Annotated in this window: 18 protein-coding genes and 1 pseudogene; 4 read left to right on the forward strand and 15 right to left on the reverse strand. The window is 47.4% G+C overall.

Features of this window, described 5'->3' with window-relative positions; all coding sequences use genetic code 11:
* Positions 1–30: 30 nt before the first annotated feature.
* Both ABEQ74_RS22970 and ABEQ74_RS22975 read right to left on the reverse strand, forming a co-directional pair.
* The gene (locus ABEQ74_RS22970; protein WP_430124484.1) at positions 31–723 is read right to left on the reverse strand and encodes a response regulator transcription factor; all 693 of its coding nucleotides are present in this window, start codon (positions 721–723) and stop codon (positions 31–33) included.
* A gap of 143 nt (positions 724–866) precedes the next feature.
* Positions 867–2051 (reverse strand): acyltransferase, encoded by a 1185-nt coding sequence (locus ABEQ74_RS22975; RefSeq protein ID WP_430124485.1) that lies wholly within the window; start codon positions 2049–2051, stop codon positions 867–869.
* Positions 2052–2550: 499 nt separating this feature from the next.
* Here ABEQ74_RS22975 and ABEQ74_RS22980 point away from each other — a divergent pair, with 499 nt between their 5' ends.
* The gene (locus tag ABEQ74_RS22980; RefSeq protein WP_430124486.1) at positions 2551–3297 is read left to right on the forward strand and encodes a class I SAM-dependent methyltransferase; all 747 of its coding nucleotides are present in this window, start codon (positions 2551–2553) and stop codon (positions 3295–3297) included.
* A 113-nt stretch (positions 3298–3410) separates the two neighbouring features.
* Here ABEQ74_RS22980 and ABEQ74_RS22985 read toward each other — a convergent pair.
* From ABEQ74_RS22985 to ABEQ74_RS23045, 13 genes and pseudogenes are all read right to left on the reverse strand, one after another.
* A pseudogene (locus ABEQ74_RS22985) lies at positions 3411–4016 on the reverse strand (SDR family NAD(P)-dependent oxidoreductase); the annotation flags it as partial.
* 187 nt (positions 4017–4203) lie between these two features.
* Positions 4204–4692 (reverse strand): cation:proton antiporter regulatory subunit, encoded by a 489-nt coding sequence (locus ABEQ74_RS22990; RefSeq protein WP_054401045.1) that lies wholly within the window; start codon positions 4690–4692, stop codon positions 4204–4206.
* A 66-nt stretch (positions 4693–4758) separates the two neighbouring features.
* Complete coding sequence (locus ABEQ74_RS22995; RefSeq protein ID WP_430124488.1) at positions 4759–6000, reverse strand: cation:proton antiporter; 1242 nt, start codon at positions 5998–6000, stop codon at positions 4759–4761.
* A 401-nt stretch (positions 6001–6401) separates the two neighbouring features.
* Entirely contained in the window at positions 6402–7004 is a 603-nt protein-coding gene (locus ABEQ74_RS23000) for a response regulator (RefSeq protein ID WP_430124489.1), read from the reverse strand.
* A complete protein-coding gene (locus ABEQ74_RS23005) occupies positions 7001–8131 on the reverse strand; it encodes a histidine kinase (RefSeq protein ID WP_430124490.1) in 1131 nt (376 codons plus the stop codon). The genes ABEQ74_RS23000 and ABEQ74_RS23005 overlap by 4 nt, the downstream gene beginning before the upstream one ends.
* A 106-nt stretch (positions 8132–8237) precedes the next feature.
* Complete coding sequence (locus ABEQ74_RS23010) at positions 8238–9317, reverse strand: fatty acid desaturase (RefSeq protein WP_430124491.1); 1080 nt, start codon at positions 9315–9317, stop codon at positions 8238–8240.
* A gap of 128 nt (positions 9318–9445) precedes the next feature.
* Entirely contained in the window at positions 9446–10444 is a 999-nt protein-coding gene (locus ABEQ74_RS23015) for a Gfo/Idh/MocA family protein (protein ID WP_430124492.1), read from the reverse strand.
* Between the two features lie 51 nt (positions 10445–10495).
* Positions 10496–10951: an acyl-CoA thioesterase gene (locus ABEQ74_RS23020; protein WP_430124494.1), complete on the reverse strand. Its 456-nt coding sequence runs from the start codon at positions 10949–10951 to the stop codon at positions 10496–10498.
* A 247-nt stretch (positions 10952–11198) separates the two neighbouring features.
* On the reverse strand, positions 11199–12194 hold the full coding sequence (locus ABEQ74_RS23025; RefSeq protein ID WP_430124495.1) for an ABC transporter permease: 996 nt from the start codon (positions 12192–12194) through the stop codon (positions 11199–11201).
* Entirely contained in the window at positions 12191–13681 is a 1491-nt protein-coding gene (locus tag ABEQ74_RS23030; RefSeq protein WP_430124622.1) for a sugar ABC transporter ATP-binding protein, read from the reverse strand. Before ABEQ74_RS23030 ends, ABEQ74_RS23025 begins: the two co-directional genes overlap by 4 nt.
* A 143-nt stretch (positions 13682–13824) precedes the next feature.
* The gene (locus ABEQ74_RS23035; protein ID WP_430124496.1) at positions 13825–14943 is read right to left on the reverse strand and encodes a sugar ABC transporter substrate-binding protein; all 1119 of its coding nucleotides are present in this window, start codon (positions 14941–14943) and stop codon (positions 13825–13827) included.
* Positions 14944–15296: 353 nt separating this feature from the next.
* Positions 15297–15932 (reverse strand): SGNH/GDSL hydrolase family protein, encoded by a 636-nt coding sequence (locus tag ABEQ74_RS23040; protein ID WP_430124497.1) that lies wholly within the window; start codon positions 15930–15932, stop codon positions 15297–15299.
* Positions 15933–16151: 219 nt separating this feature from the next.
* Positions 16152–17894 carry a dipeptide ABC transporter ATP-binding protein gene (locus ABEQ74_RS23045; RefSeq protein WP_430124498.1) on the reverse strand — a complete coding sequence of 581 codons (1743 nt, stop codon included), beginning with the start codon at positions 17892–17894 and terminating at the stop codon, positions 16152–16154.
* Between the two features lie 144 nt (positions 17895–18038).
* Here ABEQ74_RS23045 and ABEQ74_RS23050 point away from each other — a divergent pair, with 144 nt between their 5' ends.
* From ABEQ74_RS23050 to ABEQ74_RS23060, 3 genes are all read left to right on the forward strand, one after another.
* On the forward strand, positions 18039–19481 hold the full coding sequence (locus ABEQ74_RS23050) for an ABC transporter permease (RefSeq protein WP_430124499.1): 1443 nt from the start codon (positions 18039–18041) through the stop codon (positions 19479–19481).
* Positions 19482–19494: 13 nt separating this feature from the next.
* On the forward strand, positions 19495–21003 hold the full coding sequence (locus tag ABEQ74_RS23055) for an ABC transporter permease (RefSeq protein WP_430124500.1): 1509 nt from the start codon (positions 19495–19497) through the stop codon (positions 21001–21003).
* A 62-nt stretch (positions 21004–21065) separates the two neighbouring features.
* Complete coding sequence (locus ABEQ74_RS23060; protein ID WP_430124501.1) at positions 21066–22886, forward strand: ABC transporter substrate-binding protein; 1821 nt, start codon at positions 21066–21068, stop codon at positions 22884–22886.
* Positions 22887–22915 lie beyond the last annotated feature (29 nt).

Here is a 22915-nt window from a genome sequence, read left to right on the forward strand (position 1 = left end):
TCCTTTCAAATCCATCACCTCTGCCAAGGTTTACTCTATTTTGTATCCGATTCCCCAAACCGTCTTAATATATTGCGGTTGCTGCGGGTCTTTCTCGATCTTCTCGCGCAGTTTGCGAATATGAACCATGACCGTGTTTTTCGATTCCATGAACGGTTCATTCCACACTTCGGTATAAATCTTGTCCATGCTTAAGACGAGTCCACGGTTGATGGCCAGTGTATGCAGCAGGTCAAACTCACGAGGTGTCAGCTTAATCTCTGCGCCAGCCACGGTTACCTTGTGGGAAGCGACGTTCAGTACGAGCTCATCGATCTGGATTTCGTTCTCATCACGTGCCGATTGGCTGTTCAACTGTTTATACCGGCGAAGCTGCGACTTAATTCTTGCGATCAATTCCAGCGGACTGAACGGTTTGGTCACGTAATCATCCGCGCCGATGCTGAGTCCCGAGATTTTGTCGATCTCCTGGCTCTTGGCGGACAGCATAATGATCGGCGTGTTGTTCTCCTCCCGAATCTTCATGCATGCTTCAATACCGTCCATATGCGGCATCATGACATCGAGGATAATCAAATCCACCTTGCGGTTTTTTAGAATGTCCAGCGCCTCCAGCCCATGAGATGCGGTAAGCAGCGTATAGCCTTCATTTTTGACGTAAATCTCCATCAGCTTCAATATTTCCGTTTCATCATCAACCATTAATATCGTAACTCCAGACATTGGGCCCCTCCTTGATCAAATGGGACTGTCAGCATAACAGCCATTACATTATGTTTGTTCATCGATTCGGAAGATCCCGTGCAGCTGCCCATACCAGTCTCGCCTACGCTTTTCATATAAAAAATGGTTGGCTGTATGCTGGTTTATGAACCGGAAAGCGGCAAAGCCGGGGCATCACCTTGTTTAACCGGTTTCTTCGCCTTTGGTATATTGCCAAATATCACCCAAGAGCCCGGTATGAATCGAACCGTCAGCTCCACCACGATCCATGAGCAGCCTAAAGCTGCCGCAAAACCGCCTGCATACCATAGATGGGTCAGTAAGGAGTTCCCTGTGGTTATTGGGAACTGACGGTAGAGAAGCAGAAAGAACGGATGAATGAGATAAATCCCGAAAGACACAGCTCCCAATCTCTCAAGCGCCGACGTCCAACTGTGCACTCCTGCCCGGTAAAAAAGAATGGCAAACTGAAGCAGAACCAGCGTCCCTAAATAAGTATGGGCATTCCACATCAGCTCATACAGCGTTGAGTTATAGACAGTTCCGTAAAGCCGGCTGTTGTAATACATGCTCACATGAATGAAACCCGCAGTTCCCCATGCGTTCCAGAGCATCAACCAAGCAACGATGCGGTAAGATCGGGCGTTTGCGCGGCTAATGACAAGCCAGGCTTTTAGTTTCGGATAATAGATGCCGATAAAAGCCCCCAGCATGAAGTAAGCAATATAAGAGAATGCCCAGCTACCTTTATTCGGTACTTGCCAGTAATACTTATTCATCAGTATAAACGTCCACTGGATCACCAGTCCAATCGGTATTGCCCATTGTACCAGCCTGGGGACTTTCTTGAACAGCCACAGCACAAGCGGAAACAAGACATAGAATTGAATGCTGATAAACACAAAATACAAATGCGTATACGCTTTACCCGTCAACAGCTTTTGGACAAAACTCTCCACCGTATCCCCGAACGGCCGACCCTGATAATACAGAAAGTGCAGCAGCGTAAAGTAAAATACAGAGAATAAGGTATACGGAATGATAATATACAATAACCTTTTTTTGTAAAATCCTCCTATCAGTTTCTTCGTCATGGGACGGTCATAGTAATTATAGAAAAGTACAAAACTACTTAGAAATATGAATGTCGGCGTTCCGTACTTCATGAAGATGTTCATAAAGTTGTAGATAAAAAAGTACTTGGAGTCTGTCATAGCAGATACGGCATACGATGTGGAGTGAACGGACAGCACACCGATTATGGCAAATGCTCGTATCAATTGCAGCTCTGGCAGACGCTCCCTTGGCAAAATGTTCATTTGGTTCATGGCAATACCCTCTCATCTATCATTCGAATATTGTTCGTTTCCTTGCCGAAACGGATTCAATTAGTATAGAAGACAGTTCTTAACGCCATGCTGTTCAAATTCTTAACAATTACTTAAAGATTCTGGTTCATACTACCGACGAAATTATCCTTGGACAGGAATATTCCTTAAGCTTACAATGGATATAATCTTTCAAACGGGGTGAATGGGATGCTGCTCTTGATCCAAATCGTTCGAAGTAACTAGGCTCGTGTTCGATCAGGACCGGGCCATGTAAACAATATCGATGTCACAGCCAAATACCGCTGCATTTCACTTCTCTCTGGTATGTAAAAACAGCATGCCGGCGGGTAAGGGAGACGTCTGTCCTTTTTTGGCCATTTGCTGCTGATCTAACAAAAGGATTTGACCTGCTGCCTGCTTTCGGCATCGAACGAATGAATAAGGATCCACTCTTTTACAGCCTCTTATAAATCCCTGATGGAAGGTGACAAGGTATATGAATTCACAAGAATACATGCAATTTTATGATCGCGTTGGCTTGTTAAACGGCTGGGACTTCAGCCAGGTTAGATGCATCTCGGAAGGCGTTAAGTGGAATTTTTACGATGAGGTTATAAAAAATTGCAAGGCCTCCGACATTCTGCTGGATATTGGCACAGGCGGCGGAGAGAACTTATTGTCCATGGCATCGAGCACAGCCTTATTGATCGGAATCGATCTTTCACATGCCATGGTGGAAACGGCACGGCAGAATATGCAGAAGGCCGCGTCTTCCAATGTTCGCTTTATGCAGATGGACGCACAGCAGCTTCAATTCCCGGAATCATTTTTCAATGTAGTTTCGTGTAAACACTCCCCTTTTTGGGTTTCGGAAGCTGCAAGAGTGTTAACGCAGGGTGGTGTGTTTCTGACCCAGCAGGTTCGCGAATGTGATAAAGCCAATCTGGCTCAAGCATTTGGCAGAGGTCAATCCACACGTGAAGACGGAGCCCTATTGGATCAGTATATGAAAGAGCTTCGGGATGCAGGATTCCAGAATATCGAGTATGCCGAATATGATGCAGTCGAATATTATGAGCGTGAAGAGGATCTTCTGTTCTTACTCATGCATACCCCCATCATTCCAAGATTCGGACACGAGGAAGCGGATTTCCGCACCCTGCAGCAGTTCATCCGTGACTATCGCACAGATCAGGGAATCCAGACGAATTCCGCCCGCTTTATGATTGTGGCCCGGAAATAGCATACCTCTGGTTCCATATCCGACAGATACAGCATCACGCTTTACAACACAAAGAGCGCACAAGGGACCATGCCCTTGGCGCTCTTTTTTAAACGAAACGAAACTTAAATATGTTATCTCAACATAATGGAGCCGCCATCCACCATAAGTGTTTGACCCGTCATGTAATCGGAATCGGAGCTTGCCAAGAATACGGCCACGCGTCCGATATCCTGCTCAGGATCCCCCATCTTTTTGATTGGAATCTTGTCAATCATGCCTTGATATTCTTCCGGAAATGCCTTGCTCCACTGTTCAACGCCTGGTGTCAATGCAATAGGGCTGATCAAATTAACATTAATGCCATCAGGTCCCCATTCGTTTGCAGCCACGCGGGACAGTCCCCGAATCGCTTCTTTAGCTGCTGCATAGGAAGCTTGGGTCACCATACCGGACAGTCCGGCACCGGATGCAAAGTTGATTACCTTACCTCGGGTAGCTTTCAGATGAGGATAACATTCCTGCATAAAATAGTAAGTCGGATAAAATCCGGTATTGAACGACAATGCCATCATTTCATCGGTCGTATCCACAAGGGGAGCCTGCTTGGACACATGCGCGTTGTTCACCAGGATATCGAGTTTGCCGTATGCCTTAATAACCTCATCCACGATGCCTTTAATTGAACCTTTATTCGAAATATCTCCGTTTAATTGCTCAATTCTTTCAGCGCCTTCTTTCGTAAGAATGATAGCTCCCTGTTAACGATAGACTATTCCGAAATGAATTACAAAATTTAAGTATATTATCCCTCCGAAGCAAGAGAACATTCCTCGTAACTATATAAAAAAAGCAAGCCCCACATGAAGTCTGGAACTCACTTTTAATATTCGATATGATTCGTTCAGGAAGGCGATCCTGCCTCGATTACCCGTTGATCAGCAGTTCCTTCAACTGCTTAATCTGCTTGCGCTCGCCCGCAAGTACCAACGTCGATCCAGCCGTCAGGACGTCATCCGGGCCGGGATTAATTTTCTGCTCATTGCGATTTACGATCGCTAGTACATTAACACCCGTTCTTTGGCGAACGCCCAGCCCTGCAATAGACTTACCCACACATTGATAATGCGGCTCGATACGTGCCCATTCAATGATGAGATCATCGAGTGCAACCTCGATCGTCTCCAGTGCTTTCGGTTTATAGGTCATGCCACCGATAATGCCGGCAATCTGTCTAGCCTCATCGTCCTCTAATGTTATCTGGGAGATGGTCTCCTCAGGATCGTCATCTTCAAAATGATACAGCTCGCGACGGCCGTCATCATGAATAACAATAACAAGCTTATCCCCTGATCTTGCTTGAATAAGGAATTTCTTTCCGATACCCGGCAGATCAGATTCACGAATAATACTCATGTGTTAATCCTCCGTTCTGGCTTCATTCAATCTCTAGATTATATAGATTAGTTGGATGAAAGTAAATCATCCTGCTCCGTTCTCCTGATTTTCTTTTCTTTTCTTCACTTTCTCCACTGGATCACTCCACTTGAATATCTTATTCGCTCCGCGGTATACGCGTTTGGATTCCTTGGCTAGTAGAGGACCGAGAATTGCAAGAATGAGAACATATAAGGCCGAGAATGGCTTCAGCATGGCGGATAGTCCGCCAGCGAGTCCCACATTGGCTACAATAATCGTGAACTCCCCACGCGCCATAATAGTCAATCCGATATTCAGCGAGGATTTATGTGACAGGCCGGCCTTGCGTCCCGCTATCATACCAGCAATAAGGTTTCCGATAATAGTCAGGACTACTGCGCCGATCGCAAGCCATAATGCATCTCCCAGCGTGGTCGGATCAATGCCGAGACCGAAGCTGAAGAAGAAAATCGCTCCAAAAAAGTCTCGGAAAGGAATGACCAGCTGCTCAATGCGCTTGCTATGCTCCGTCTCGGATAATGCCAGTCCGAACAACAGGGCACCGATGGCTTGAGCGACGTGCAGCGTCTCCGAAAAACCGGCGATAAAGAACATGGATGAAAAGACCACGATAATAAAAATTTCGCTGGAAGTAATATTCAGCAATTTATTCAGTAAAGGCGGACCTTTTCTCGCGATAACAAAAAACAGCAGCATATAGCCGATGGATATACAAACTGAAAGGATCGTCGCCCCTACCGATGTGGCTCCGCCTAACAGCAGTCCCGACATGATCGACAAGAATACAGCAAGGAAAATATCATCGAACAAAATCATGCCAAGAATAAGCTCGGTCTCCGAATTACCGGTACGCCTCAGATCGACCAGCACCTTCGCAACGATTGCTGTTGAGGAAACAGACAGCATCCCTGCAATGATCAGTGTCTCATACAGCGGCATATTAATCACAAATCCGTAGGCCAAGCCCAGCACAAAATTCAATATGACATATATGGTTCCGCCAACCACAATGTTGCGCCCGGACTTGATTAATTTCTGAACGGAGAATTCAAGACCAAGGTAAAAGAGCAGGAATAGTATCCCGATCTGCCCTAAAAAATCAATAATTCCCTGACTCTCAATAAACTTGAAGTCTAGAATGCCTATCGTGGGCGCATGTGGACCTACAAGCATCCCGAGAACAATCAAGAACGGTATAATCGAGAACTTGAGCTTTCCTGCAATAATGGAGGCTATTGCAACCAGAATCAGAGCTGTCCCAACCTCAAACATCATATGGTCCATTTAAGACCTCCTCCTCAAATTTTGACTTCTGGCCATCATTTATATTATACATAAAAATGCATACTTTTTCAAAAAGACTACATTCTTTTTTTATCAAAAAACCCACATAAGCCAGATTGGACTACAATCTTCCAAGCCTTAAATTCCATAGTAATTTTATGGTTTCCCAAAGCATTAAATCCTATCCAAATTCATCAACATGCATAAAATTATGAATAAATATACATATAAATTTGAATAATTATACATTTTAACGCATCAAATGTCAGGTAAAAAAACCCATCATGCCTCGTCAATACTTCCAAGCACCCACCCCGAACACACTGTTTTTCTGTATTCACTAAACAAGCAAAAAGCTCCATGGCTGTATCCATGGAGCTTCTCGTCTATTTGGCGTTTATTTATTTAAACCATCCTTTTTCCTTAAAGCGCGTAATCGCTTCAATCCGGTTGCTAACCCCCAGCTTATCAAGAATAACGGAAATATAATTACGTACGGTCCCCGTTGTAATAAACAACTCTGTCGCAATCTCCTTCGTATTCTTGCCATCCGCAATCAGGCCCAGCACTTCTTTTTCCCGTTCCGTCAATGGATTCTCTTCACCGGCATACGCTTCATCCACAAGCTCGGAGGCGTAGATTCGCCTGCCGGCTATAATGCTGCGAATAGATGTAGCCAGCTCCTCACTGGGACTGTCCTTCAAGAGGTAGGCATTAGCCCCTGCCTTCACGGCACGTTCAAAGTATCCGGGTCTGGCAAACGTTGTCAGGATCATCACCTTGCACCCGTATCCCTTTAATTCTTCGGCTGCTTCAAGTCCGTTCATTACCGGCATCTCTATATCCATAATGCAGATATCCGGCTTATGATGCTTAACCAGCTGTACAGCATCCTTACCATTGTTCGCCGTTCCCACCACTTGCATATCTTCTTCAAGATCGAGCAGGGAGGCCAGAGCTCCAAGCAGCAGCCGCTGATCTTCGGCAATGACAATTCGGATCATATTCCCGCCTCCTTATCCGGTCTGAGCGCATGGGGTACTCGAAGAACAAGCGTCGTTCCCTCGCCTGAAGTGAATTCCATGCTGCCGTTCACGAATTCAAGTCGCTCTCTCATTCCCCTTAGCCCATTACCGCGGTTCTTCGCATCGGTTACAAATCCGGTTCCGTTATCCTTCACCCTGGTTACCAAATCGGTTTCCGTAGATTCGATTACAATTGAGCAAGCCGTGGCATTGCTATGCTTCACAATGTTATTCACGGCTTCTTTCAGACACATGCTAAGCACATTCTCGTTCATCAGTGACAGATTATCCGGCTCCAGCGACCCTTCAATCGTCAACTCAATCTGCGCAGCCTTCAGGATCTGCTGAATGCGAAAGATTTCATCTGTAAGGCGGGTTCCACGCATCCGTGTCACCATCTCCCGCACTTCCTTCAAGGCCGTTCTGGCCGTCTGGCTAACATCGTTGATCTCATCTTGGGCTCTTTCCATATCCTGCTTCATCAATTTACCGGCCAAGTCGCTTTTGAGACCGATAAGCGACAGCTTCTGTCCGAGCGTATCATGCAAATCGCGTGCAATCCGCTGACGTTCCTCCAGCTTTACCAACTCGGATATCCGCTTGTTGGCATCTTCCAGCTGTCCCTGCAGCTGATCATTCTTATTCCGGTTATAGTTTGTCACCGGCAGGAGGATAACCCCCACCACACTTACAAGCACAAACGGCAGCTGCGTGATAAACCACGGATTTCGCGTTATCAATCCGTAGTTGACCGTGATGATTGTCGTAACCAGATGGATGGAATACAAGGTGATAAACCCGGCCTTATTCTTGATATTTCCGATGAAGAAAGCAAGAAACAATGAGAAATAGATATAGCCGAATACCACGGACATCGTAATCGATATCAGAATCTGCAGACTCGTCCAGAAATATACGAGCCAGCCTTTTGACAGAAAGGACAATACATAGAAAGCAAAGAACATGACAATCATGAGAATGCCGATGACCACCTGATAGGTAGAGGTCGACCGAAAGATAAAATAAAACGGCAAGATATAGAAGACAACCCAGACATAAGGGCTTAGCCCCGTACTTTTATGAAAGATCTGATACCATTTCTGCATGGAGTCCCACCTTCTGTCCACTTTGTCTTCATTCCTGCCATATGAAAACGAACGCGTGCTTGCTTTTCTATCCCTATTATACCCTGACCACTGCGATTAACTTGATTTACTCACCTTGTACGCGCGGGCGTGGACTCGCCAGGGTTTTCTCGGTTTTCGCTATGACCACCATTTCCTGCGGTTTACGAAGGGATAGACGGGCTTCCTTAAACGTGACGAATATCTTCTTCTCTTCATCCCACAAGCGGAAGCGAATGGATTTCAAACTTGTTTTTAACGTAATCGTCGTAGCCTTCTGCAGCGGAGGAGCGGCTTCATGCGCCTTCTCCAGATTATAATTTGGGACCTTTGGACTTAGATGGTGAACATGATGGAAGCCAATGTTGCCCGTGATCCATTGCAGGACCTTCGGAAGCTTATAATAAGAGCTGCCTTCTACGGCTGCATTGATATAGCTCCACTCTTCATCATGCTCATAATACGTTTCTTCGAATTGATGCTGAACGTAGAACAACCAAATGCCCAGCATTCCTGAAACCATGAATATAGGAGCTTGAACGAGCAGGAATGCCTGCCAGCCGATAGCCCAGCACAGTAATGCATACAGCACGACAATTGAAATATTCGTAATATAGTTACTGATCTTCTCTTTGCGTCTCGCATCTTTGCGGTTGAAACGATAAGAGACCAGAAATATGGCAATAGGACCCAGACCGAACATAACGATCGGATTACGATATACCCGGTAATACAAACGCTGCCAGAATGAAGCTGCGCCATACTCTTCCACGGTTAATACCCACATATCGCCGATTCCCCGCTTATCGAGATTGCTGCTCGTTGCGTGATGAATCGCGTGTGTGTTCTTCCACTGTTCGTAAGGGCACAAGGTAAGCACGCCTGTAATCGTGCCAAGAATTTTGTTGGCTTTGCGGCTTTTGAAGAAAGATCCGTGACAGCAATCATGGAATATAATGAACGTCCGGACAACGAACCCTGAAGCAATAACGGCTATAGGAATGGTCAGCCAGTACGATACGGATAAACTTAAATACGCTGCATACCATAGCAATATCAAGGGAACCAGTGTATTAAAAAGCTGACCTATGCTCGCCTTTGTGTCAATTTCTTCATAAGGAGCTACATTCTTTTTCAAGCTCGACAGTTTGTTATCGGGTTTTGCCATCGTTGTCTTCCTCCTCGAAATGGAGCTCAAGGACGCTATGAATTTATCACGCACTTGTCTGATTTAATTATAGTTAGAATGTCATGCGTATCGTAGTCATAAACGTCATTTCGGGAGTATGACAAATATCATATATCGGTACGGGAATCCGCCGGGAATACAAGACCGATCTGGCGTCTGGCTTCCTCCATAATCTCAGCCGTAGTGAGCGTATTGGCGTATGTATTGACTGTGCTCTCCCGCTCACCGCAGCGGATTAAATCGATAAATTCCTGTGCTTCATAATACATCGATTCATGTGTCTGCAGCTGGGTTACATTCTCGATGGTTCCGTCACGATAGCGGATCTTCACATCGTAGGGCTGATTGATCTTGTCAATGATCATGGTACCGTTCTCGCCCTGGATTTCGGTTGGCGCATAGGAATCGCTAATCTTGGAATGCATAATAACCGCATCCATCTCGGGATAGGACAACAAGAGACTGCCTTCGCCATCTACCCCGGAGGATAACATATAGCCCGAAGCCTTCACGGCGTCCGGTTTACCGAAGAGAGTCACCATCGGATACAGGCAGTAAATTCCCAGATCCATAAGTGAGCCATTAGAGTATTCAGGATTGAATGCATTGAGAACCGTTCCTTGCTTGTAAGCATCGTACCGGGAGGAATATTGGCAATAGCTTGCAAAATAGCGCCGGATCGGGCCGAGCTTGTACAAATTGTCCCTGACGGTTTTGAAATTCGGCATCAAGGTGGACTTCATAGCTTCCATCAGCAGAACATTGTTCTTCTTTGCAGCTTCGATCATGGCAGACACCTCGGCTGCATTGGAAGCCATTGGCTTTTCACAAAGAACATGCTTACCATGATTCATGCATAGTATCGCCTGGTCTACATGATACGAATTGGGACTCGCGATATATACCGCATCAATCTCATCATCCTGCAGCATTGCCGCAAGGTCCGTGTACACTTTCGGATCTGCATACTTGGCCGCGAAGGCCTTGCCCTTGTCTTCCGTTCGGGAATATACCGCAGCAAGAATAAACTCTTCCGTCTCCAGAGCAGCTTGAAGAAACCGCTCAGTAATCCAGTTTGTGCCGATAATGGCAAAACGGATATTCATCCTTAATCCCTTCCCTTCTCATCACATTTTTGATTTATTTGCTCACTATCATTACGCCCATCCTTCAAAAGAAGAAATTCGTTCACGTGCTGAATCCGGGATACGCTTACTCTTGCCAGTTGCCGTATCCATCAGCACGATCGTTCCGCGGCCGGCTGCCTTTAAGTTGCCGTCTACCACAACCGCATACTGGACGTCCATGGAGGAGCGTCCGATCTCAGCCACCCGGACATGAAGTCTAAGCGGGTCCTTGAGATACAATTGTGCAAGATACTGGCATTCCAGATCTGCAACGACTGATACCTGTTTATCGCTGAACAGATCCTCCGTTAATCCCAAATTCTCGAAATATTCAATACGTCCCTGTTCAAAATACATAAAGTAGCTCACGTTATTGACATGGCCAAGAATGTCTGTTTCGCAATACCTGATCTTGATCGGAATTTCAAAGTGAAACTTGTCCAGCCAGGCCTTGGGATCCGGTTGTATGAAGGTTGTTTTTTTCATGATGAGTCCCCTTTCTCTTTATAAGAGGAATTTATTGTGAGTTCATTTAATGATTAGCCTTCTACAAGGATAATGAATACAAGTTGAGTACGTCAACTAATTATCCAAATCATGGAATGCTATACAGAATAACCTCAAATATGTACGAAAAAAGACCGCCCACGCCAGCCGCATGATCACTGGAGGGACAGTCTCTATGAAATGTAGTCATGCGATAGTCAAACGATATGACAACCGCAAGTATACTTTAGTGTCTCTTCTTATAATAGGTCAAAGCAAGCGCCAGTGCCAGCACGGAACCCTTCACGATATCCATCGCATAGTACGGCACCGACAGCATGATCAGACCATTTTGCAAAATACCGATCAACACCGCGCCGACGAAGGTTCCCAGCGCATTCGGCTTGCCGGCACCGAACACGGAGTATCCGATGAACGTCGCAGCCACAGCATCCATGAGGTAAGGGCCGCCGGCATTGACCTCGGCAGTCATCACGCGGGCTCCGAGAATAATGCCGCCGATGGCAGCAAACAGTGCGGAGACAAGATAGGCAATCAAACGATATCTGCTTACCGGAATGCCGGATAGCGCCGCAGCTTCACGATTGCCTCCGATCATATACATATACCGACCGTGCTTCGTATAGGTCAAGAACAGATGGACTACGATGACAACCAGCACCATGATGACGATGATCCACGGCACTTGTCCGATCTTCTCAAACACAGCCGGAATTTTACCCGTGGCAAAGTCTCCGCTGGGCATGATCATATTCTGAGAAACGGTGGCGCCGCGGGTATAGGTAAGGGCAACACCCTGGAATATGAACATCGTAGCCAGAGTCATCAGCATATCGTCGATCTTGAAATTGATGACCAGAAAGGCATTGATCAATCCAACAGCCAGACAGAACAGGAGCGTGAGGCCAATGCCGATGCCGATATTTTGCCCATGCCAGACGAACATCGAAATGACTAGCGCATTCGCCAGCGAGGCTGTGGAACCGACAGACAGATCAAAGCCGCCAACAGCCAGCGATACGGTCAGTCCAACCGCAATAATGGTCACGATCGAGATCGAACGGAGGATGTTAATGATGTTGCTTGTATTTAAAAAGTTGTCAGCGACAATCCCGAATACAGCGATAAGAACAAGAACCGTCATCAATGTGCCGTATTTATATAGAAAATCAAAAGCGAAATTAGCCGCCGGCTTTTCCTTAACAGGTCTTGCTGTATTCATGTCAACCCGCCTCCTGTGCAATAAAGCAATATTTCCTCTTCATTAGATGCCTGTGTCGTGAGCTCCTTCACAATGCGGCCATCATACATCACATACACCCGATCGGTGATGCCTACAATCTCAGACAGCTCGCTTGAGGCGTACAGCACACATTTCCCCCGCTCGGCCAGCTCAGCCACCAAACGGAAAATATCCCGCTTCGCACCAACGTCAACTCCCTTGGTCGGCTCATCGAATATGTACACATCCGCATCCACCAGCAGCCATTTGCCGATCGCTACCTTCTGTTGGTTCCCCCCGGACAAATTCTTTACTCTTGCCCTTTCATTCGGAGTCTTCACCCCAAGTGACTCGATGATCTCTCTAGCCGCCTGTTTCTCTTTGCCGAAGTTAAGCCAAGTCCCCCATTTGGAAAAACGGGACAGCACCGCGGCCGTTACGTTAACGGACACCGGTTCATCCACGAACACGCCTTGGCGGCGGCGTTCCTCAGGAACCAATGCAATGCCGTGTGAAACAGCATCGTACGGTGAACGGATGCGGAGTTTATTCCCCTTCAGCGTAATTTCGCCGCTTGATGTTTCGGATGCTCCGAATATGGCCCGGCATAGCTCGGTTTTCCCAGCTCCGACAAGGCCGGCCAGTCCAACGATCTCCCCTTGACGAATGTGGAGGTTAATGTCATTGATTTTCCCTGGATCATGCATGTTTTTCACTTCGAAACAAGCCGCGCGGATGTCTCGCTTTGCGTGGGGAAACTGCTGCTCCATCTTGGAGCCCAGCATGTATTCCACTACCTTCGGCTGATCGATATTTGTGATACGGTCACTTTTTACAAGCAATCCGTCCCGCATGATTGTAATGTCATCGCAGATAGCATATAGCTCCGGCAGACGATGTGATATGAAAATAATGCCGACCCCATCCTGCTTCAGCTTAAGCACCAGCTTAAACAGCTGCTCCGTTTCACTGTGGCTGAGCGGAGCGGTCGGCTCGTCCAGCACCAGAATCCGGCACTGTTTGGAGACGGCTCTGGCAATAAGCACCATCTGCTTCTCTGCCAGCGTCAGCTCTGATATCAGCTTCCTGCTCGGAACCTGGATGTTCATCCGCGCAAGAATCGATTCGGCTTCCTGATGAAGCTCCTTCCATCGAATCAGTTGCCGTTTTCCCATATCGTGAACGGTCCGGTCAAGCATGATGTTCTCTCCAACCGTTAGATTCGGAATGAGTGCCGTGTCCACCTCTTGATAAACGATCTGAATGCCGAGGTCCTTCGCTTCCTTTGGTGAACGAATGTCCACTTTATCCCCATTCATCCAAATCTCGCCCTCGTAGTGATTGTAAGCCCCCGACAGAATCTTCATTAATGTAGATTTCCCTGCGCCATTCGCGCCGATCAGCGCATGTGCCGTTCCTGCGGTCATACGAAAATCCACGTCGGTTAACGCCTTCACACCTGGAAAAGAGATCGATATGTTCTTCATTTCAAGTAAGGGTGCCGCACATGACAAGTCGCTCACTGCGGCCGTTGTTGGCTCGATAACGCTTTGCAAGTGTATTCTTCCCTTCAAATAGGATGGGCGCTCTTATCGATAACCGATAAGAGCGCCTGTATGGATATTGCTGTTTATTTGCCGCTAGCTTCCTTCAGCGCCTTCATCCAGTCTTCTTCGAACTCTGTGCTAATTCCCCAGTTAGGGATAATATCAGCCAGATTGACCATATTGACCGCTTCGGCTGCTCCCTCCAGTCTGGAGCGCTCAATCAATACAGGCTCCAGATTATGTACCGCAGGTGTTTCCTCACCGGCAATTTTCTTCGCCAACAAACGGACGTTGATCGCGCCAATCATCTTCGGATCAACCGCAGCCGTAGCCACCCATGGGCTGTCTTGCTTCTGGATCAGCTCAAGATCCGCATTGGATACGTCAATACCGTAAATTTTGATCTCTGTGCGTCCTGCTTCCTCCAATGCTCTTGCCGCGCCGATGGCGAATGCGTCCCAGGTTGCAAAGATTGCATCAATTTCACCTTTTGGATATTTTGTCAGAATAGCGGAAACCGCATTTTGCGTATCTAGCGAGGTCTGATCGCTTGCCACGCCAAAACGCTCCACTTCCTTAATACCAGGATTATTCTTCAGAGTTTCCTGATATACGGTATTACGGCGAACCATCGGTGGGAATCCGTCAACCCAGAGATAAATAATGTTGGCGTCTGGTCCCTGCTCTTCTACCAGCTTATCGAGCGCGAGCTTTGCCAGCTGCTCGTCATCCTGCGAGGTCTGGGTTACCCCTGCAATGTCCCCGATTTCCGGCAAAGAGTCGAAGGTGACAACGGGAATACCTTTTTCCGTAATCTTCTTCACGTCTTGAACCGATGCAGGGTCGTCTCCGTGAGATATGATGAATCCATCGTAATCACTATTAATGGCTTGTGCGATCGCATCATGAAATTTGGCTGAATCGCCGTTTGCCGAAAAGGTATCTACCTTAAACCCCAGCGCCTCGCCTTCTTGTTTCGCCCCAGCCAGGAATTGCGCCGTATGATCATCCCCGCCGATCTTTCGAACGACCATCAGCTTTACCGGATCTTTCTCTGCAATGCCTGCCGGCAGGTTCTCAACCTTATCCGCCAGTTTTCCTGAAGCTTTACCACCGCTGCCCGACTCCGCGCAGCCGGTCAAAACGATCATAAATGCAAGCACCAGCATCGTTAATTTCCTTACATGTTTACTGCCTCTCATGTCTCTCTCCCCCTGCTTTCCGAAAAAATGAATATTAATACAAGTAATCCTATAGGATTTAATGGAGGACGTCAACCATTATTTTCTCGCTTTACTGTGCTGCATCAAACAGGCAAAAAAAATAAAAGTTATTTCTAACTCTCATCAGCCATTCATCTAATTCAGGTTTAGACTTGATCTCTATCATTTATATATGTATCGGTAGCTGTGAGCCCATATTTCATACCCGCATTTAATTCCTATGAAAAAAGAGCTGCGGGCAGCATCAAAACCATGCCCGAGCTCTTTCTATTCCAATTCATTGTATGAGCTATTAGTCACATCATGCCCAGTGATGATTGACCTCCAATATACTAGTCCAGAGAGACTCCCATTGTTTCAAGCCAGGCCTTGGCAATCAGACCATGCCCAGCTGGTGATGGATGCACGCCATCGGGTGCCCAGAACGCAGCTTCACGTCGTACCGACGCGGCCGCAAACAATCCATCAAGCGGAACCAGCAGCGCTCCGTATTCAACCGCCAATTCGCGGACCACCGTGATTTTTGGATCGAGATCCTCGCGCCATTCTCTGCGATCCTCCGGATGCGGCAGCACGAACGGTTCAACCATGATCAGCTTGGTGTCAAGCGCCTTTTTGGTTCGTTCAATCAATTTCCGGTACCCGTCTTTGAAAGCCTGGGTGCTTGTGGGGTCTCCCTTATCATACCGACGCCATGTGTCGTTAATTCCAATATAGATGGATAGCCAGTCCGGTTTCAGGTCCAGGCAATCCTCCTGCCATCTCTCATTCAAATCGACGACCCGGTTACCGCTAATCCCTCTATTCAAAAAGGTCACGTTCAATTCTGGATATTTCATGCCGAATAACGAGTCGATCAGGAGCGGATAACCATTCCCCAAGCTTCCGGAATAGTTCCGGTCACGCCCGCAATCCGTAATGCTGTCCCCTTGAAATAATACGACATCCCCCTGCTGCAAACGATTCATTCCATATCCTCCTCATCTGTATGCTGCTAATGTACGTACAATTGGAAATTCGTAAGCTCATTTCTCTTGAGAACGCTTCCTAACATTAGATATTTGCCATGCAGCGCACATTTCCTTTAAGTACCGTGCAAATCATCAAAAAAGATCATGTATAGCTTTTTCGCTCTACTTCAGAACAAAAAACCTGCCCCATGACGGGACAGGTTTATAATTGATCGATTAGGCTCCGGTTGGCATGGCTACCCAGTGGCCTTCCGATATTTCCACAAGCTCTGAATGCTCGAGATTATATTTGTCCTCTCCGGTGCGCTCTTCCAGCAATATCCGTTTCTTCTTGGCTTCAATCTTCGGGTCGGGCACGGGAATGGCCGCAAGTAAGGACTTCGTATAATCATGCTGCGGATTGGAGTAGAGCTCCTCACTTTCCGCGAGTTCGACGATTTTGCCCATATACATAACGGCGACGCGGTCGCTGATATGCTTGACCATCGACAGATCATGCGCAATAAACAGATAGGTCAGGCCCAGACGATGCTGCAGCTCCTCCAGCAGCTTCACGATCTGCGATTGAATCGACACATCAAGCGCAGACAGTGGTTCATCACACACGATAAATTTCGGTTCCACTGCAAGCGCGCGGGCAATCCCAATTCGCTGGCGTTGTCCGCCCGAGAACTCATGCGGATAGCGGGTGGCAAAGGCAGGATCCAATCCCACCATATCCAGCAGCTCCTCAACCCGTTTCTTCCGCTCTTGTTTACTGCCTGTAAGCTTATGAACATCCAGGGCCTCCCCGATAATGTCCACAACCTTCAATCTCGGATTTAGTGAAGCGTATGGATCCTGGAAGATCATTTGCATATGTCGCCGCATCGTTTTCATCTCTGAAGGCGTAAGACGATTGACGGACATTCCCTGATACAGCACTTCCCCGCCTGTCGGCTGATGAAGGCGGAGGATCGCTCGTCCCGTCGTTGACTTACCACTGCCGGACTCCCCAACGACTCCGAGCGTTTCCCCTGCCTGGATGTGAAAGCTGATATCATTCACCGCTTTGAGCACATTTCCTTTGCCCATATCAAAATACTGCTTCAAGGATTTCACTTCTAATAGAGGTCCTTTATAATCCGTGCTTGGCACGATGATCGGAGCGGGCTTCGCCTTCTTCTTCTCGTCCAAACGCGGCAGCGCGTTTAACAGCTTCAAGGTATAAGGATGCTGGGGATTTTCGAAAATCTCCTCCGTTGTCCCCGTTTCCACAATAACGCCGTCCTTCATCACCGCCACGCGGTCGCACATGCCCGCTACGACGCCAAGATCATGCGTAATTAATATGATAGAAGAGCCGAAGCGCTCCTGCATATTTTTCATCAAGTTAAGAATCTGGGCCTGAATGGTAACATCAAGCGCCGTTGTTGGCTCGTCCGCAATCAGCAGCGCAGGTCGACACGCCAGGGCGATAGCAATCATCACACGCTGCCTCATACCGCCTGAGAACTCATGCGGATACTGATTATAACGGGCTTCACTGTTCGGAATACCGACCAGCTTCAGCATCTCTAATGCCTGTTTCTTCGCTTCCTGCTTGGACAGCTTCTGGTGTTTAGCCAGTCCCTCTGATATTTGCTCTCCGATCCGAATGGTCGGGTTAAGGGAAGTCATTGGGTCCTGAAAAATCATCCCGATATCGCGTCCCCGAATGCTCTCCATCTCTTTCTCTGATTTCTCAGCCAGATTCTGGCCAAGGAACAGGATCTCCCCGTCCTTCATATAAGAAGGCGGAGACGGCAGCAGCCGCATGATCGAGCGTGCGGTGACGCTTTTGCCACTCCCGGATTCCCCGACGATTCCCAGGGTCTCTCCCTTCCTGACTTCAAAGCTGACCCCGCGCACTGCATGAAATTCCGAATCTCGGGATTGAAAAGCTACACTCAAATTTTTAACCTGCAATATCGGTTCCAATTCTGCTCACCTGCCATTATGCGTATATGTCATTAGTGTAATAGCTATTACTCTTATAATCTATTGACTTTTAAAATATCCTAAAATAAAATATACTATATCACTCGGAATAATGCAATTTGACACAAGGAGGAAAGGCACCTTATGGGGGGGACAGAAGCAGCAAGACCAAACAGACTCATAAGTTCGATAAGCAGCACATACCGCAAGATCCTGCTCAATCCTTCTTATAAATACTTACTATTAATATTGGGGGCACCCGTGAATCTGGTGGTCTTCCTATTTTATTTGGTTCACAGACAGAAGGATGATTACACGGCGGCTGAGAACCGCATACGCAGCGAGATGCTCGCTGCCGGATATCTGGAAGCACTTCGCTCCGATCTCTTGGCGCAGCAGAAACGCAAGCACGACTTTTTCAAACAGAAGATCAGTGAAGGCCAGCTTCGGCAAGAAGTCGACAAGATCGCAGAGGCAAAGTTCCAGGAAGTCCTTAAAGAACGGACCGCCAGGGAACTGAAGCTGAACAATCAGAAACGGCTGACTATGGCCGATACATTCGAATCTCTTATCGAGAATCCATTGTTTTTTATTATATCACTTATTCCGGGCCTGCTAATGTACATCCTTATTTTTTTGTACAGCAATCCCTATCTAAAATATATTCTTGAGCGGCTCGTTATGACGATCTTCGTTATCTTCGGTGTCGCGGTGCTCGTCTTTACGATTCTGCACTTGTCGCCGTTCAATCCTGCAGCCAACATACTCGGTGAGACGGCAACGCCGGAGCAGATCGCTGCTTTTAACAAAATGCACGGGCTTGATCATGGCTATCTCACGCAGCTATGGAACAATATCAAGGGAATCGCCTATTTCGATCTCGGCAAATCGTTCTCGGGCAATGAGGAGATTACCTCAAGCATTGCTAGAAAGTTCCCGATTACGCTGACGCTCACGGTCATCTCCCTGATCATCGCCATTGCAATTGCATTGCCGATCGGAATTATTTCGGCTACGAGACCGAATTCGTTCTTTGACTATACCTTTATGTTTGTTGCGCTGCTGGGACTGTCCATTCCAAGCTTTTGGCAGGGTTTGATCTTTATCCTGAACTTCTCCATTAAACTGCATTGGCTGCCTGCTACCTTTAATCCGGACAACTGGTTGTCCATGATTATGCCGGTGATCGTGCTCGGGACAGGGCTTACGGCTTCGGTAGCCAGAATGACGCGTTCCTCAACGCTGGAAGTTATTCATGAAGATTATATGATCACTGCCAGAGCCAAGGGACTCAGCAAGGGTACCATTCTGATGAAGCATGCAGTCCGCAATGCCATCATCCCGATTATTACCGTTATCGGTCTTCAATTCGGCGGGATGCTAGGCGGTTCTGCCGTTACGGAGAAGGTATTCAACATTAGCGGGATCGGAAGTTATATCGTAGACAAACAATTCATTCCAGACATCCCGGCCATTATGGGCGGTGTCGTCTATACAGCCATTACCATATCGCTCGTGAATGTCATCATCGATATCTTGTACGCATTCTTCGATCCACGGATCAGGTCCAAGATGAAACAATACTAAAGCAGGTGTGCTCATGATCAAGAAGCTTCTTTCCAAACAAGAAACCAAGCACCAGCTGAAATCCTCACACGAGTACAGTCAAGCCAGCTTCACATGGGTTATCTCTTTGACCTTAACGGTGATCCTGCTTCTGAACAGCTTTGATTTCACTGGGGGAACCATTAAACCATGGGTGTTCACCGCCTTTGCGGTATACGCCGTCTTTACTGTCATTCAGATTATCCTTACGCTGCTCATCCGCAGGGATCTTCGCAGCCAGGGAGAAATCCGGCGATCAACAAGGATGTTGGGCTGTATTCAGCTGCTCAGCATCGTTACAGGAAATCTGTTTACCGTTGCTTTCGGATTCAATCTCATCAAGAAACAAAAACCACCTGAATATTCGATTGCCGTTTATATGCTGTTGACTCAGCTGTTTGTAATCGCCGTATCGGCGTTGAACTTATTCAAGCCTTACGTCTCAAATACATTCCTACCGGCGATGGCCGCGCTCTTGTTAATCGCAGTCATTCACCTGGTCGCCCTCATCCTGGTTGCCAGATATGTAAAAGCGGACTACGCACATCCGAGATTAACCTGGCTTGCCTTTCCGCTCATTCTGACTGCGATTACGGGTAATATATTTGCCCTGGTCCTTGGCATCAACCTGCTTGCGAAGATACGCAAGAACGGCAATCCGGCGATGACCCGCTGGGGCGACGTGTGGGTGAAGCTTACTGCTAACTCCACCGCCATGTCCGGATTGTTCTTTGTCTTCTTTCTGTTCTGTCTATCGGTGAGCAGTCTGTTCACCTTCGACTACAGCATGGCTATTGATAATAACTACAGCGCCATTCTGCAGCAGCCAAGCCTTGCATACCCATTCGGTACCGACAACTTCGGACGGGATTTGTTCTCCCGAATCGTATTCGGAGCCCGGATTTCGCTCATTGTCGGATTTGCCTCTACGGCGATCCCCGTTGTCATCGGGGGCGTGCTTGGTGCCATCTCCGGCTACTATGGCCGTCATACCGATAACATCATCATGCGTTTGCTCGATGTATTGTACGCTATTCCGGGTATCTTGCTCGCCATTGCGATCATTGCTGCTTTTGGCGCCAACACGGTCAACCTCATCCTGGCACTCAGCGTAGGCGCTATACCTACTTACGCCAGAACGATGAGGGCGAATGTGCTCCTGGTTTCTACCTTTGAATATGTGGATGCAGCCAGAGCATTTGGTTCCAGCACTTTTTCAATTATATTCAAGCATATTGTCCCAAACTCACTCGCACCCATGATCGTCAAATCTACACTAACCATTGGTGCAGCTGTCATCTCAACAAGCAGCTTGAGCTATTTGGGTCTTGGCGTTGAGCCGCATATTCCTGAATGGGGGAATATTCTCAAGATTGGAAGCACGTATCTAGAGACGCATTCCTATCTTGCCATTTATCCGGGACTAGCCATTATCGCGCTCGTTCTATCCTTTAACTTCTTAGGGGACGGCCTGCGGGATGCGCTTGATCCTAAACTGGACTAAAACTCCAGTTCACTAACTTTGGTTTCAAAACATTTTATATACATCTCAGGAGGGTATCACCAATGAAAAAAAGTTCTTTGCTGTTCCTGTTCCTCTCGCTAGTCATTGTACTGGCTGGATGCAACGTAACGACCAAAGATGACGCGCAGCAAAATCAGCAAGAACCATCGGATACAGCAGCAGACACGTCCGGTGTGACGATTGAACTGCTTGGCATGAGCTCAAACGAATCGGATGTCAACATCATTCGCGACCAGCTCACAAAGAACGGCTTCAACGTGAAGCTGAATCTGCAGCCGGACTACGGCAGCTACAAGGCCCAGCAGGATGCGGGCAATTACGATGTCGCACTGTCCAGCTGGACAACCGTTACAGGTAATCCCGACTATGCGGTACGCTCCCTCTTCAAAACCGGCGGCGACTACAGCATCATGTCGGATGAAGAAGTGGATAAACTGATCGACCAGGCAGCTACACAAACGCCTGAGGACGCAGTTAGCACCTATAAACAGCTCGAACAACGTCTCGTTGCAGACAAAGCATACATCGCACCATTGTACATCTCTCTGAAGAGCCAAGCATTCAACAAGGATGTACTGGACGAGAATTCAGTCCGTCTTTCGAAATCCCGTTCCCTGCCTTGGGAAGATGTTGATTTCAAAGACCAGTCCAAGCGTGCAACGCAGCCGCTGATTCTGTCCCAGTCCATCTCCGAGCTGACTTCTCTTGATCCGATCAAGGGAAATGACGGTTCCATTAATATCATTAACACGAACATGAACGTACGCCTGATCAACCTGACCGATGACGATAAGATCACATCCGAAGGATCGCTGTCTTACAACCACGCTATTGGCGAAGGCAACTCGGAGTACTATTTCATTCTTAGAGATGATATCGACTTTGCCAAAATCACGAACAAAAAAGCAGAAGATTCCGGCGAACGCGTAGGCGCGGACGATGTCATCTTCTCCCTGAACAGAGCCAAAGACAAGAACTCGGTTCCGGATCATCGTACCTACACGCTTCACGAGCATATTAATACGGTTGAAGCCGTAACGGACCTGAGCGCACTGGAAAACACCAAAGTTTCCGGCGGCAGCGAAAGCGTGAAGGAAGCGCTGGAAGCTGGCCTTGATACCAAGATCACTTCCCTCGTGGACGATAAGAACCAAGCAAGCACAAAAGACGGTAAATACCAAGTCATTAAATTGACGACAACCGAACCGTTCCCGCAAGTATTGAACTATCTGGCTCACCAATCGGCCGGTATCGTATCAAAGAAACAAGTGGAATCTATTAATACGTATGATGTAGAGAAATTCGATGTGAACAAAGACATTCCTTACGGTGACCAAAACACGGTAACCGAAGGTGATAGATACAACAACACACTGTATGCCAGCGGTCCGTACATCCTGTCTTCCAAGAATGACTATGAAGCAACCTTCTACAAAAACCCTGGCTACATGAAGGGCACCAAGCACGAACCGAAGATAGAGGAAGTAAAAGTCCGCTTTATCAAAGATGCGGACAGCACACTCTCCGCGCTGCGCAGCGGCGAAATTCACCTGTATTACGGGGTGCCTGAAACGAAGTACGACGTGGTTCAAGGCGACAGCAAGCTGAAGCTGCAAACCATCGAGAGCAATGCTGTATCCTACTTGCTGTTCAACACGAAGAATCGTGATGTGGCAACAAGCGACGATTTAAGAAAAGCCGTCCTCTACTCCATCAATCAGGATGAGATTTTGGCTTACTACAACAACAACAAAATCAAGGCTTACTCCACCCTCAGCCCTCTTGTTAAAACCGGCAACGAGCTGACCGCCGATCCGGCGAAGGTGAAGGAATTCTTAAGTGCTTATAAGGCGAGCAAGTAATAATCGAAGACGACGACATTAGCGAAAAG

It is taken from the genome of Paenibacillus solani (genome assembly GCF_050475945.1).
Lineage (GTDB): Bacteria > Bacillota > Bacilli > Paenibacillales > Paenibacillaceae > Paenibacillus_AQ > Paenibacillus_AQ solani_A.

Excerpts from the sequence above, each read along its gene's own strand:
- ABEQ74_RS23025 (WP_430124495.1), bottom strand. The coding sequence starts at position 12,194 with ATGAATACAGCAAGACCTGTTAAGGAAAAGCCGGCGGCTAATTTCGCT.
- ABEQ74_RS23000 (WP_430124489.1), bottom strand. The coding sequence starts at position 7,004 with ATGATCCGAATTGTCATTGCCGAAGATCAGCGGCTGCTGCTTGGAGCT.
- ABEQ74_RS23040 (WP_430124497.1), bottom strand. The coding sequence starts at position 15,932 with ATGAATCGTTTGCAGCAGGGGGATGTCGTATTATTTCAAGGGGACAGC.
- ABEQ74_RS23010 (WP_430124491.1), bottom strand. The coding sequence starts at position 9,317 with ATGGCAAAACCCGATAACAAACTGTCGAGCTTGAAAAAGAATGTAGCT.
- ABEQ74_RS22995 (WP_430124488.1), bottom strand. The coding sequence starts at position 6,000 with ATGGACCATATGATGTTTGAGGTTGGGACAGCTCTGATTCTGGTTGCA.
- ABEQ74_RS22980 (WP_430124486.1), top strand. The coding sequence starts at position 2,551 with ATGAATTCACAAGAATACATGCAATTTTATGATCGCGTTGGCTTGTTA.
- ABEQ74_RS23055 (WP_430124500.1), top strand. The coding sequence starts at position 19,495 with ATGATCAAGAAGCTTCTTTCCAAACAAGAAACCAAGCACCAGCTGAAA.
- ABEQ74_RS22990 (WP_054401045.1), bottom strand. The coding sequence starts at position 4,692 with ATGAGTATTATTCGTGAATCTGATCTGCCGGGTATCGGAAAGAAATTC.
- ABEQ74_RS22975 (WP_430124485.1), bottom strand. The coding sequence starts at position 2,051 with ATGAACCAAATGAACATTTTGCCAAGGGAGCGTCTGCCAGAGCTGCAA.
- ABEQ74_RS23020 (WP_430124494.1), bottom strand. The coding sequence starts at position 10,951 with ATGAAAAAAACAACCTTCATACAACCGGATCCCAAGGCCTGGCTGGAC.
- ABEQ74_RS23035 (WP_430124496.1), bottom strand. The coding sequence starts at position 14,943 with ATGAGAGGCAGTAAACATGTAAGGAAATTAACGATGCTGGTGCTTGCA.
- ABEQ74_RS23005 (WP_430124490.1), bottom strand. The coding sequence starts at position 8,131 with ATGCAGAAATGGTATCAGATCTTTCATAAAAGTACGGGGCTAAGCCCT.
- ABEQ74_RS23015 (WP_430124492.1), bottom strand. The coding sequence starts at position 10,444 with ATGAATATCCGTTTTGCCATTATCGGCACAAACTGGATTACTGAGCGG.
- ABEQ74_RS23050 (WP_430124499.1), top strand. The coding sequence starts at position 18,039 with ATGGGGGGGACAGAAGCAGCAAGACCAAACAGACTCATAAGTTCGATA.
- ABEQ74_RS23060 (WP_430124501.1), top strand. The coding sequence starts at position 21,066 with ATGAAAAAAAGTTCTTTGCTGTTCCTGTTCCTCTCGCTAGTCATTGTA.
- ABEQ74_RS22970 (WP_430124484.1), bottom strand. The coding sequence starts at position 723 with ATGTCTGGAGTTACGATATTAATGGTTGATGATGAAACGGAAATATTG.
- ABEQ74_RS23030 (WP_430124622.1), bottom strand. The coding sequence starts at position 13,681 with ATGAAGAACATATCGATCTCTTTTCCAGGTGTGAAGGCGTTAACCGAC.